Source organism: Noviherbaspirillum sp., from assembly GCF_035654295.1.
Classification (GTDB): domain Bacteria; phylum Pseudomonadota; class Gammaproteobacteria; order Burkholderiales; family Burkholderiaceae_D; genus Noviherbaspirillum.
Genome location: NZ_DASRXF010000021.1, coordinates 24590 through 36715 on the forward strand (window position 1 = coordinate 24590; position 12126 = coordinate 36715).

Consider the following 12126-nt stretch of genomic DNA (forward strand, 5'->3'; position numbering starts at 1 on the left):
CATGCTGCATCCCCAGGCGCGCGCATTGCTGGAACTGATCGAACAACGCGGCGTGCCGCCCACGCATACGCTATCCGTGGACGACGCGCGGCGCTTCTATCGCGAACGTCGCTTTTTCACGCAACCGGATGCGCCCCATACCGGCGGCGTGGAAGACCTGAGGACCGGCGGCGGCATCCCGCTGCGCCTGTACAGGCCGCTCGTGCCGCTCAGGAGCGGCCCGTTGCCGGTGCTGGTGTATTTCCATGGCGGCGGATGGACCATCGGCGATCTCGATACGCACGATACCCTGTGCCGCGAGCTTGCCAACGGATCCGGCTGCGCGCTGGTGGCGGTCGATTACCGCCTTGGCCCCGAACACCGCTTTCCGGCCGCAGTGGACGACAGCATGGCCGCGCTGCTCTGGGTGCAAGCGAACGCCTCCTCGCTCGGCCTCGACGCAACGCGCATCGGGGTGGGTGGCGACAGCGCGGGCGGCAACCTGGCCGCCGTGACGGCCATCGCGGTGCGCGACCGGGGCGGCCCGCGCCTGGCGTTCCAGCTGCTGATCTATCCCGCCACCGATATGCGCTGCATCGCCGCCTCGCACGTCACCAACGGCCAGGGCTACCTGCTCACCAGCGACACGGTGCGCTACTTCCATGACCACTATATCGATGACCGCAAGCACGATCTCGACTGGCGCGCTTCCCCGCTGCTGCATCCCGACCTCTCCCGCCTGCCGCCGGCCCTGGTGCTCACCGCCGGATTCGATCCGCTGCGCGACGAAGGCCTGAATTACGCGCAGCGCCTCAGCGAAGCGGGCAACCGTGCCGCTTCGGTCTGCTTCGACCGCCAGATCCACGGCTTCATCACCATGGGCCGCGTGCTCGACGAAGCCAGGGTCGCGGTGAGCCTGTGCGCCGCGCAGATGCGGGCCGAGCTCGCGGTCTGACGGTATCGTTCTCCGAGACCCGCGGTGGCGCGGGTTTCACCGCGGGATTTCCTCCACCGGCCGCTTCCGACTGCGTGTATATTTGGTCGGCCTGAGCAACATGCCGTAGAGGAGACCATGGAACAACCCGCCACCGACGCGCACACCGCCGCAGCCCTTCCCGCGGCAGGCGCGCACACCGACCATCCCAACCAGTTCGCGCTGCTCGGCCAGCGCCGTTTCGCGCCTTTCTTCTGGACACAGTTCTCGGGCGCCGCCAACGACAACCTGTTCAAGTTCGCTTTCACCGTGATGGTCACCTACCAGCTACAGGTCAGCTGGATGCCGCCGGCGATGGCGGGCCTCGTGATCGGCGCACTGTTCATCCTGCCCTACCTGCTGTTTTCCGCGACCAGCGGCCAGCTCACGGACAAGTTCGAAAAGACGCGCATCATCCGCTTCGTGAAGAACCTCGAGATCGCGATCATGGCCTTGGCCGCCTACGGCTTCCTGCGCGAGAACGTCGCGGTGCTGCTGGCCTGTACCTTTCTGATGGGCCTGCACTCGACGCTGTTCGGACCGGTGAAGTTCGCCTACCTGCCGCAGGTATTGAGCGAGCGCGAGCTGACCGGCGGCAACGGCATGGTGGAAATGGGCACCTTCGTCGCGATCCTGCTCGGCAACATCGTCGGCGGCCTGCTGATCGCCACGCCGGAAGTGGGCCGCCTGCACGTTGCCATCGGCTGCCTCGCCGCCGCCGCCGCCGGCCGCGTGGTGGCGCAGTTCATCCCGCCCGCGCCCGCCACCGATCCGGGCCTGAAGATCAACTGGAACCCGGTGAGCGAAACCTGGCGCAATCTGAAGATGGCGCACGGCAATCCGGTGGTGTTCCGCTCACTGCTCGGCATCAGCTGGATGTGGTTCTTCGGCGCGGTCTTCCTCAGCCAGTTCCCCAGCCTTTCGCGTGAAGTCCTGCACGGCAACGAACAGGTCGCCTCCTTCCTGCTGGTGGTGTTCTCCATCGGCATCGCCATCGGCTCGCTCCTGTGCGAAGTGATGAGCCGCCGCCATGTCGAGATCGGCCTGGTGCCGCTGGGCGCGATCGGCATGACCGTGTTCGCCATCGATTTCTATTTCGCCACCCGCAGCCTGCCGCCGGCGGAGACGCTGGCGCTCGGCGAGTTCCTCGCGCAGCCCGCGCACTGGCGCGTGCTGGCCGACCTCATGCTGCTCAGCCTGTTCGCCGGCCTGTACAGCGTGCCGATGTATGCGCTGATCCAGCTGCGCGCGCAGCCGACGCACCGCGCACGCATCATCGCCGCCAACAATATCCTGAACGCCCTGTTCATGATCGCCAGCTCCATCATCGCCGGCCTCCTGCTCGGGGCGGGCTTCTCGATCCCGGAGATCTTCCTGTTCACCGGCCTGGCCAATGCCGTGGTGGCGCTCTACATCTTCCTGCTGGTGCCGGAGTACCTGCTGCGCTTCATCGCCTGGGTGATGTCGCATCTCGTCTACCGCTTCAAGGTGCGCGGCGACGAGAGCATCCCGCTCGCGGGACCGGCGGTGCTGGTGTGCAATCACGTCAGCTTCGTCGATGCGGTGCTGCTGATGGCGGCCAGCCCGCGGCCCATCTATTTCGTGATGGACCACCGCATCTTCCGCATTCCGGTGCTGGGTGCGATATTCCGCCTGGCGAAGGCGATCCCGGTTGCGCCGCGCAGCCAGGACCCCGCAACCTACGAACAGGCTTTCGAGCGCGCCGCGCAGGTGCTCAGGGAAGGCGACCTGCTGGCGATCTTCCCCGAGGGCGCACTGACGCGCGACGGCACGCTGCAGGAGTTCAAGGGCGGCGTGATGAAGATCCTCGAGCGCGCGCAGCAGGACGGCATCGCGCCGCCGGTCGTGCCGATGGGCCTGACCAACCTGTGGGGCTCCTTCTTCAGCCGCATCGAAGTGGTCAACGGCGATCGCGTGGCGATGGTGCGCCCCTTCCGCCGCGGGCTGTGGTCGCGCGTGGGACTGAACGTCGGCCAGCCGGTCGCTGCCGCGCAGGCACAGCCCGCGATGCTGCGCGATCGCGTCGCTGCATTGCTGGTGGAGTGACCGCACACATTTGAGATTCGATAAAAATTGTTTGTCGACCGGCGCTTGCGGCCGCCGGCCGGCATTGCGCGATTGAGAACACTCAAGCGCCGCCGCGGGCTGGCCTCTAGCATGAAGACTGAAACTGTCGATCAGCGAGGAGGCCACCCCCATGATGAAAAAACGCGTTCCAAGCAGTCTTGTATTGGCAATGATCAGCGGGTTGAGCGCATGCGGTGGGGGTGGAGAAGATCGAACGGCGGAGGCGTCGCCGGGGACAAGGGCGGTGATGGCGCCGGAGGTATGGATCAAGTGCGCCGACGAATGGCAGGTGTGCAGTTTCTCCGGCACGACGCAGGTCCGCTACGGCTTGAACGGTACTTGGGTCACGCGCACCGCCACTGGCGCAATCGGCTGCAACAACGATGTCTTCGGCGATCCGCTGCCCGGCGCCGACAAGATCTGCGAATACGCGACGATGTCGCCCTCGCCGACGCCCACGCCGACACCGACGCCAACGCCTACTCCGACACCGACTCCGACTCCGACACCCACTCCTACTCCGACACCTACGCCGACGCCTACCCCAACGCCTGCTCCCACATGGTCCAAGTGTGCGGACGAGTGGCAGACCTGCTCGTTCTCCGGCACGCGGCAAGTGCGTTACGGGCTGGGCGGCACCTGGGTCACGCGGACAGCGACCGGCTCGATCGGCTGCAACAACGATGTGTTCGGCGACCCCTTGCCCGGCGCGGACAAGATCTGTGAAGTCGCGTCAACGACGCCATCGCCCACTCCTACGCCCACGCCGACTCCGACGCCGACGCCCACACCGGCGCCAACTCCTACCCCCACGCCCACACCGACTCCAACACCGACCCCCACCCCGGCCGATTGCAACGGCATCATCGACCGCTGCTTCGACCTGACGGCGCCGGCGGTCACGAAGTACAAGGGCGACAAGACGGCCGCGGCCTCGTACACTTTCGACGACGGCTATACGTCGAGCACGACCATCGCGAACATCTTCGAAAGCTATGGGTTGCGCGCAACCTTCTACATCATCCCCGGCACGATCGACGATGCCGGGTGGAATGTCTGGCGCAACCTTCACAGCCGCGGCCATGAAATCGGCAACCATTCGATGACGCATACGATCGACATGGGCGACTCGTCGCTATCGGATGCGACCCTGCAGACCGAGATCAATGCAGCGCAGGATCGCATCGCCGAGAAGCTCGGCGCCCGGCCGCTGAGCTTTGCCTTCCCGTGGCATTCGTATACGGCGCGCGCGCTCGCGATCGCCGAGTCGCGCCACTTCTCGGTGCGCAAGATGTCGACCGGCGAAAGCAATTACGCATTCGCCTTCTTCGACCAGGCGCACGACGCATCGCTGGCCGAAGCGCTGAACACGGTCAACAACCAGCTGCGCTTCGTCGTCGACAACGGCGGCTGGTTCGTGGCCGGCGGCCACGGCGTGGACGGCGACGGGTGGAGCCCGGTCACCTCGCAGTTCCTGCGCGACCACCTGAACTTCGCGGGCCAGTTTGCCTCGCGGCTGTGGATCGACACCTACCTGAACGTGGCGCGCTACCGCCTGTGCCGTGCGCAGGTGAGCGTGAATGCGACGGCGGCCTCGTCCAGCCAGGCGACGGTGAACGTGGGCGGCAACTTCAACAGCACGCTGTGCACGGCGCCGCTGACGGTCAGCCTGCCTGTCAAGGAAGCCTGGTCCGGCAATGTGACGGCGCGCTACGCCGACGGCAGCACGGTACCGCTCACCCGCACCGCCAGCCGGCTCTACCTCGATATCCGACCGGGCCGGACCGCCACAGTCGAGGTATCCAGGTAATCCCGCCTCCGGTATCACCTGGTGATACCGGAGGATTTTCAAATAAACACCGGAGTTAATTAACATTCCTTTTTCGCGGCAGTCGACGACACTCCTCTCACCAACAACAACCGAGAGGAAATGCAATGAACGTCATGATTCACCGCGATACGAATGCGTGGCAGGTACAAGTCTGGATATCGTTTGCGATCGCCGTCTTTCTGTGCGGCGTCGGCCTGGCCTACCTGCCGGGCAAGGACCTTGACCGTGCCTTCATGGTCATGGGCTACTTCTTTTGCCTGACCACCGCCTTTGTGCTCGCCAAGTTCGTGCGCGACGCCGAACAGGCCCGCCGCGAAGGAAAACCGGCCGACACGCCGATGTTCCGCTACGTCGTCTGGACCAGCTTCTTCCTTGCCATGAGCCTGACCGCCTGGGGCCTGCTGCGCATGGAAATCAATGAAACCTACAAGGCTTTCCTCGGCGTGAGCTGGCTCTACCTGATCACCTGCGCATTCACGTTGGCCAAGACGCTGCGCGACCGGCACGAAGCCGACCGGTCCGAAGCCCGCGCCTCTCGCGCATCCCCCGCATCCGAAGTCGCCTGATTCTTTTCTTTCATCCCCCAAGGAGTTTTTCATGAGCAAACGTTTTGCCCTGTCCCTGCTCGCGTCGTTGCTGATCGCATCGAGCGCCGAGGCCGCCCACGCACAAAGCGACGCCTCCACGCTGAGCGCCGTTTCCGCCCTGCCCATTGCATCGGTCGTCGTCGGCGCCGGCGCGGCCGCCGGTTCCGTCATCGCCGCCCCCGCCCTGCTGTCGGTCGCCGGTACCGTGCTGGTAGTGAAGGCGGTGGAGGCGAGCGCCTACGGCACCGTACTCATCCTCGAACGCGCTTCGGACGGCGCACGAGTCAGCCTGCGCGTGGCGCGCGACGGACTGACGGCATCGGGCGTTGCCGCAGGCACTACGCTGGTGGTCAGCGTGATCGGGGCCGGCGTCATCCTGTCCGCAGCGGGCGAGGCGATCGCCTTCATCCCCAATACGCTTGGGCAGGCCCTGCTGCACAACGAGCGACTGACTTACTGAGGCCGCCATGCAGATACTCACCAGAATCGCCGTCATTCTTGCCGCCGGCCTGCTCGCCACCGCCGCCCACGCCGGCCGCTCCTGCGAGCAGAAGCGCCCAACCGTGCAGACCATCGAGCGCGGACTGGCGCTCGCGGCACGCACCCAGAACATGCTCGATACGCTCGGGCAGGATGTGGTCGTGATCGCGCGCGTCGGGCAGGACCTGTCGAAATACGGCCTGCACTACTCGCACGTCGGCCTGGCCTACCGCCACCCCGACGGCAAGGGCGGTCACGTGTGGCGCGTGCTGCACAAGCTCAACCACTGCGGAACGGCCGATGCCGCGGTCTACCGCCAGGGCCTCGGCGAATTCTTCCTCGACGACCTGTGGCGTTACGAAGCGGCGTTCTCGATGCTTGCGCCGGAGGTGCAGGCAAAGCTGCTGGCCGTGCTGCGCGAAGACAGGCCGTCCGTGCGCATGCACCACAAGCCCTACAGCATGGTCAGTTATGCATGGGGCCAGACCTACCAGCAGTCCAACCAGTGGGCGATCGAGACGATGGCGGCGGCGGTGGAACCCTCGGTACAGTCGCGGGCCCAGGCACAGGCATGGCTGCAGTTCCGCGGCTACCAGCCGTCCACGCTAAAGCTGGGCGCGCTGACCCGGCTGGGCGGGCGCGTTACCGCGGCCAACATCGCCTTCGATGACCATCCGTTCGACAAGCGCTTTTCGGACCGCATCGAGACCGTGACCGCGGACTCCGTTTTCGGCTGGCTGGAACGCTCCCGGCTCGGCAGCGCGCCGGTCCAGGTCGGGCTTGAATAATTTCTGAACTGCGTTTATTATTGAACGGCGTTCAAAATTTTTTGAGGCCGTTCTCATGGATACCACGCCCGGCCGGCGCGAGCGAAAGCGCCGGCAGACTGCCGACCTGCTGGTCGATGCCGCCTTCGAACTGTTCGAGGCGCACGGCTACGAGGCGGTGACGATGGAACAGATCGCCGTCGCCGCCGACGTTGCCAAAGGCACGCTGTACAACCATTTTCCGGTGAAGGAAGCGCTGCTGCGGCACTACTTCCACCGGCAGTTCGCCGAACAGGGGCCCGAACTGCAGGAAAAACTGCGCCGCCAGCCGGACACGATCAAGCGCATCGCACTGCTGCTCACGCATGCGGCGGCGTGGGCGGAACAGCACCGGGCCTACATGCCGCATTACCTGCAGTACCGGCTCGGCAACACCATACGGGCCGGGGCGGAAGAAGAACGCAGCGGCACCGACATCGTCTTCGCGCACCTGATCGCCGACGCCCAGCAGGCAGACCGCCTGCGCAAGGACGTGGATACCGCGCAGCTGGTGCACTACTTCCGCTACCTCTACCTGGCCGCCTTCACCCGCTGGCTGCAGGGTCCGGACATCAAGCTGGCGGACGAGCTGGCGGCGATGCTCGACCTGTTCGTGGCCGGGGCCGGCAAGGGAGAAGCAGCATGAACGCACCCGCCTCCATCATGCCCCTGCTCGACTGGGAAGCCGCCGCCGTGCAGCGCGAAGAAGCCGGCGGCAAAGGCTGGCAGCTCGGCAAACTCGCACGCTACGGCCTGCCGGTGCCGGACGGATTCGTGATCCCGGCCTCCGTCTGCCGCGCCATGCAGTCGCTTGACCACCTGCCGGACGGACTCGTCGCGCAGCTCGAAGGCGAGCTCGCACGGCGCGGATGGCATGACACTCCGCTCGCGGTGCGCTCATCGGCGACCATGGAAGATTCCGAGCAGGCCTCGTTCGCCGGTATCCACCTGTCCCGCCTGAACGTCACCGGCATCGATGCCCTCGCCGATGCGGTGCGCGAGGTCTGGGCCTCGCTGTGGACGCCGCAGGCGGCCGCCTACCGCGCGCGTTTCGGCATTGCCGACAGCGAGGCGGCGATGGCCGTCGTCGTCATGCCGCTGCTGCCGGCGAAGGCGGCGGGGATTGCCTTCAGCTGCGACCCGCGCAGCGGGCGCGACGATCATATCCTCATCCACGCGCACTGGGGACTGGGCGAGTCGCTGGTCGCCGGCGAGGCCGACGGCGACGAATACCGCCTGCAGGAAGACTTGCTCGATACCCGCCTGTCGCTGCTGGACAAGCGCATCGGCAGCAAGGCGCGCAAGACCGTGCTGCGCAGCGAGGGCGGCACGCTGACAGTCGAGACCCCCGGCACGGAGGCCGCGCGCCAGGTGCTGGACGACGCCCAGGCCCTGGCGCTCGGCGAACTCGTGCGCGACGCCGCTTCCGCGCTCGACTTCGGCCGCCCGTTCTACGATATCGAGTGGGTCTGGGATGGCGAACGCTTCTGGCTGGTACAGGCCCGCCCCGTCACCGCCATGGCGCGCAACACCTACCCGGCCCTCGCCAATCAGCCGACCATCTGGTCCACCGGCAACACGCGCGACGTGATGCCGCTGCCGATGTCGGCGCTTGACTGGTCCGGTGTGCGCCGACTGGTCAACGAATTGCTGGAAGCGGGTTACCGCCACGCGGGCTATCCGCTGCTTCCCGGCGGGCAGCGCGCCGGCATGCATCACGGTCGCCTCTACCTCAACCTGTCGCTGCTGATGTGGGAGGCATGGGACGGTTTCGGCGTCGCCCCGAAGATCATCAACGAAATGGCCGGCGGTTACCAGCCGGAGATCAGCGTGCCGCCGAACCGGCTGCGCGACCGCCTGCGCCGCCTGCCGTATTTCATCCGCTATGCAAAGTCGACCGGGCCGGTGCGCAAGCATGCAGTCGAAGCGGCAGCGAAGGCGCGCGCGCTCGCCGCGGAATGGAAGCGCGCTCCGGTTCCCGCCAATATCCCCGAGTTCATCGACACCCTGCTCACACGCACCCGGATCGTCCGTGCGCAGAAAGAGCTGGGACTGATGCAGGGTTCGGGCGGCGCCAGCCTGTCCATGCTGATCGAGGCGCTGGAAAAGCACCTGCCCGGCGAGGCCTACACCATGGCCGCCGCCCTGCTGGCGGGAGGCGAGCCGAGCGTGACCGCGCAGCAGGGCTACGACCTGATGGCGCTGGCGGAAACCGCCGCCCGTTTCCCGGAAGTGCGTGCATGGCTGACGCAGCCGCAGCGCGACGACAACTGGTGGCGCAAGCTCGACGGCAGCCATCCCTTCCGCCAGGCGTTTGCCGCCTTCCTCGACACCTACGGCCATCGCGGCGTGTATGAAAGCTATTGGCGGCATCCGCGCTGGCACGAGGCGCCCGGCTACCTGCTCGACAACATCGCCGGCCTGCTCGGTACGCGCGTGAGCGAGGTGCGCGCGCGGCAAGCGCAGGCGCGCGAGCAGGCCTGGCGCAAGGTGCGCGCGGCCATGCCCTGGCGTGCGCGGCTCGCGCTCAAGTTCTTCGTTGAGTCGGCCATTCGCGACAGCAACCAGCGCGAGCTGGCGCGCAGCACCTACTCCGCCATGTCGGATGCGATGCGGCCTTCGCTTCTGCACCTCGGACGCGACCTCGCGGCGCGCGGCGCGCTGGCACGCCCGGAGCACATCTTCGAGCTGACGCTGCCGGAAATCGTGCTGGCGGCGCAAGGCCGGATCCCGCCCGCCGGCGTGGCCCGCCGCACCGCCGACCGCCTGGCGCAACGCGCCTACTGGGAAAGCGCGCCCGGCCCCGACGTCATCCAGGTGGACGGGCCGGCGGTCGCCCTCGCTCCCGCGACGGCAACGAAATCGGGCAATGTCCGCATCGGCGTCGCTGTGGGCGCCGGTGTGGCGCGCGGAGTCGCCCGGGTCATCCGCCATCCGGACGAAGGCACGCGGCTCGGACAGGGCGAAATCCTGGTCGCGCCTTCCACCGACCCGGCCTGGACGCCGCTGTTCCTGAAGGCGGGCGGACTGGTGATGGAAACCGGCGGCTACCTGTCGCACGGCGCCATCGTGGCGCGCGAGTTCGCGATTCCGGCGGTGGTCAACATTCCGGGCATCCTGTCGGAGATCAGGGACGGGGACGTGATCGAAGTGGACGGCAGCAGCGGGCGGGTGACGCTTCCGGATCAGGGGCCATGACGCATTGACAAGCATCGTCAATGCGGGACCGAAGGGTTAGAATTGCCGCACCGCACAACGGTGCGGCAGCATCCCGAAAGACTGTCCCATGGCCCGCCTGAAGCTCGATTTCCCCGAAAACCAGTTCTACTACTCCACCACCCTGACCGTGCGCGTCACCGACATCAACGGTGCGAACCACCTCGGAAACGACTCGATGATCTCGATGATTTCCGAGGCGCGCGCCCGCTTCCTGTTCGATTTCGGCATTGAGGAAACCCAGGGCGACGGCGTCGGCATCATCGTCACCGACCTCGCCACCACCTACCGCACCGAGGCGCATGCGCGCGACCAGCTGCTGTTCGAGGTCGGCGTGATGGACTTCAACAAGTACGGCGGCGACATCACCTTCCGCATCACCCGTCCGCGCGACCAGGCGCTGGTGGCCATGGCCAAGTCCGGCTTCGTGTTTTTCGATTACATCAACAAGCGCGTGGTGCCCATGCCGGAAGCCTTTTACCGCAAGTTCGAGCGCGTCAACTGGGGCTGACACGCCCTGTGCCACGGTCATCCCGACGAAAGTCGGGATCCAGTGACTTGCGTGCGGCGCTAAACGCCGCTGGATTCCTGCTTTCGCAGGAATGACATTCTTTATTTGCCCCCTGGCCGGCTGTTGCAAAAACACAAATAACCCTACGCAGCTTCAGTGTAAATTGATTCATATCAAGGTTTCTACGCGGCACCCTTCTTAGCATAGGCTCGTTATGTCCAGTGTTGACGTCACGCAATGTTCGTGACGCCGGCAAGGCATGACGAGCGGTCCAACGGCGGGCCACGCAAGGACGGCCCCGGTCCGCCTTGCCCCCATCCGGCCATCTCGTCCATTCCTCGGCCGGCTCCTCCCGAATCTGCGTGACTTCCTCCTGACATGGACGGGCGCAGCACAGCGCCGCTCGATCAATCCTTACGCACGGGAGCTGCAATGGAAGCCAATAACAAGGCACCGACCAAAGCGCAGGAAATGCGCGCCTTCCTCTTCCTGACCGTCATCACCGCGCCGATCCTGGCCGTGGCGCTGGTCGGCGGATACGGCTTTTGCATCTGGATGATCCAGTTGCTTACCGGCTCGCTGCCCACGGGCTGAGGCCGGCTTGGAACAGGAAATCCACATCGCCGGCATCGTCGTCTACGCGCAAGCCGCCGAACTCGACTCGCTCCGCTCCTGCATCGAAGAGGTGCCGGGCGCGGAAATCCATGCCATCGAGTCCGGCAAGCTCGTCGTCACCCTCGAAACCGAAAGCACCAAACGCGCACTCGACATCATGGACGCCATCCGCGCTCTGCCCGGCGTGCTCGATGTCGTGCTCGTCTATCAACATGCCGAACCCGTATCGGCTCTCGACCAGGAGGTCTCACCATGAAGCTCACGCGACGCGACTTCATCAAGCAATCCGCTGCCGCCACGGCAGCGACGTCGGTCGGCATCCCGATCCAATCCCTCGCCTCCAATGTCGTCACGGATTCCTCCAAGACGCAGCTCCAGTGGAGCAAGGCGCCTTGCCGCTTCTGCGGCGTGGGCTGCGGCGTGAACGTGGGTGTCAAGGATGGCCGCGTGGTCGCGACCCACGGCGACATCAATGCCGAGGTCAACCGCGGCCTGAACTGCGTGAAGGGCTACTTCCTGTCGAAGATCATGTACGGCAAGGACCGCCTCACCAAGCCGCTGCTGCGCATGAAGAACGGCAAGTACGACAAGAACGGCGAATTCACGCCGGTGTCCTGGGATGCCGCGTTCGACATCATGGCGCAGAAGTTCAAGCAGGCGCTGAAGGACAAGGGCCCCTCCGGCATCGGCATGTTCGGTTCCGGCCAGTGGACCATCTGGGAAGGCTATGCCGCCGTCAAGCTGTTCAAGGCCGGCTTCCGTTCCAACAACATCGACCCGAATGCACGCCACTGCATGGCGTCCGCCGTGGCCGGCTTCATGCGCACCTTCGGCATCGACGAGCCGATGGGCTGCTACGACGACATCGAAGCTGCCGACGCCTACGTGCTGTGGGGCTCGAACATGGCGGAAATGCACCCGATCCTCTGGACACGCATCACCGACCGCAAGCTGTCCGCGCCGCATGTGAAGGTTTCCGTCCTGTCGACCTACGAGCACCGCAGCTTCGAACTGGCCGACCTGCCGATGATCTTCACGCC

The 12126-nt window shown here is 65.9% G+C and carries 12 protein-coding genes; all 12 read left to right on the top strand.

Translation table 11 applies throughout. From position 1 onward, the window contains the following. Position 1: 1 nt before the first annotated feature. On the top strand, positions 2-934 hold the full coding sequence (locus tag VFF99_RS02555; RefSeq protein WP_325014705.1) for an alpha/beta hydrolase: 933 nt from the start codon (positions 2-4) through the stop codon (positions 932-934). A 117-nt stretch (positions 935-1051) separates the two neighbouring features. Continuing rightward, positions 1052-3019 carry an MFS transporter gene (locus VFF99_RS02560; protein ID WP_325014707.1) on the top strand — a complete coding sequence of 656 codons (1968 nt, stop codon included), beginning with the start codon at positions 1052-1054 and terminating at the stop codon, positions 3017-3019. Positions 3020-3287: 268 nt separating this feature from the next. Beyond that, positions 3288-4850 (top strand): polysaccharide deacetylase family protein, encoded by a 1563-nt coding sequence (locus tag VFF99_RS02565; RefSeq protein WP_325014709.1) that lies wholly within the window; start codon positions 3288-3290, stop codon positions 4848-4850. Positions 4851-4975: 125 nt separating this feature from the next. Next, positions 4976-5437, top strand: a complete 462-nt coding sequence (locus VFF99_RS02570; protein ID WP_325014711.1) for a YiaA/YiaB family inner membrane protein — start codon at positions 4976-4978, stop codon at positions 5435-5437. Between the two features lie 31 nt (positions 5438-5468). Beyond that, complete coding sequence (locus VFF99_RS02575; protein WP_325014712.1) at positions 5469-5918, top strand: hypothetical protein; 450 nt, start codon at positions 5469-5471, stop codon at positions 5916-5918. Positions 5919-5925: 7 nt separating this feature from the next. Then, on the top strand, positions 5926-6726 hold the full coding sequence (locus VFF99_RS02580; protein WP_325014714.1) for a DUF2145 domain-containing protein: 801 nt from the start codon (positions 5926-5928) through the stop codon (positions 6724-6726). Between the two features lie 55 nt (positions 6727-6781). Next, complete coding sequence (locus tag VFF99_RS02585; RefSeq protein WP_325014716.1) at positions 6782-7390, top strand: helix-turn-helix domain-containing protein; 609 nt, start codon at positions 6782-6784, stop codon at positions 7388-7390. Beyond that, positions 7387-9942, top strand: a complete 2556-nt coding sequence (locus VFF99_RS02590) for a PEP/pyruvate-binding domain-containing protein (protein WP_325014718.1) — start codon at positions 7387-7389, stop codon at positions 9940-9942. Before VFF99_RS02585 ends, VFF99_RS02590 begins: the two co-directional genes overlap by 4 nt. 88 nt (positions 9943-10030) lie before the next feature. Further along, positions 10031-10471, top strand: coding sequence for a thioesterase family protein (locus tag VFF99_RS02595; RefSeq protein WP_325014720.1), 441 nt, complete (start codon positions 10031-10033; stop codon positions 10469-10471). 432 nt (positions 10472-10903) lie between these two features. Next, entirely contained in the window at positions 10904-11065 is a 162-nt protein-coding gene (locus VFF99_RS02600; protein ID WP_325014722.1) for a periplasmic nitrate reductase, NapE protein, read from the top strand. 7 nt (positions 11066-11072) lie between these two features. Beyond that, a complete protein-coding gene (locus VFF99_RS02605; protein ID WP_325014724.1) occupies positions 11073-11342 on the top strand; it encodes a chaperone NapD in 270 nt (89 codons plus the stop codon). Next, the coding region (locus VFF99_RS02610) for a molybdopterin-dependent oxidoreductase (protein WP_325014726.1) at positions 11339-12126 on the top strand (788 nt) is incomplete at its 3' end. The genes VFF99_RS02605 and VFF99_RS02610, both read left to right, overlap by 4 nt.

Coding starts and splice junctions, on each gene's coding strand:
- VFF99_RS02555 (WP_325014705.1), top strand. CDS start 2: ATGCTGCATCCCCAGGCGCGCGCATTGCTGGAACTGATCGAACAACGC.
- VFF99_RS02560 (WP_325014707.1), top strand. CDS start 1,052: ATGGAACAACCCGCCACCGACGCGCACACCGCCGCAGCCCTTCCCGCG.
- VFF99_RS02565 (WP_325014709.1), top strand. CDS start 3,288: ATGGCGCCGGAGGTATGGATCAAGTGCGCCGACGAATGGCAGGTGTGC.
- VFF99_RS02570 (WP_325014711.1), top strand. CDS start 4,976: ATGAACGTCATGATTCACCGCGATACGAATGCGTGGCAGGTACAAGTC.
- VFF99_RS02575 (WP_325014712.1), top strand. CDS start 5,469: ATGAGCAAACGTTTTGCCCTGTCCCTGCTCGCGTCGTTGCTGATCGCA.
- VFF99_RS02580 (WP_325014714.1), top strand. CDS start 5,926: ATGCAGATACTCACCAGAATCGCCGTCATTCTTGCCGCCGGCCTGCTC.
- VFF99_RS02585 (WP_325014716.1), top strand. CDS start 6,782: ATGGATACCACGCCCGGCCGGCGCGAGCGAAAGCGCCGGCAGACTGCC.
- VFF99_RS02590 (WP_325014718.1), top strand. CDS start 7,387: ATGAACGCACCCGCCTCCATCATGCCCCTGCTCGACTGGGAAGCCGCC.
- VFF99_RS02595 (WP_325014720.1), top strand. CDS start 10,031: ATGGCCCGCCTGAAGCTCGATTTCCCCGAAAACCAGTTCTACTACTCC.
- VFF99_RS02600 (WP_325014722.1), top strand. CDS start 10,904: ATGGAAGCCAATAACAAGGCACCGACCAAAGCGCAGGAAATGCGCGCC.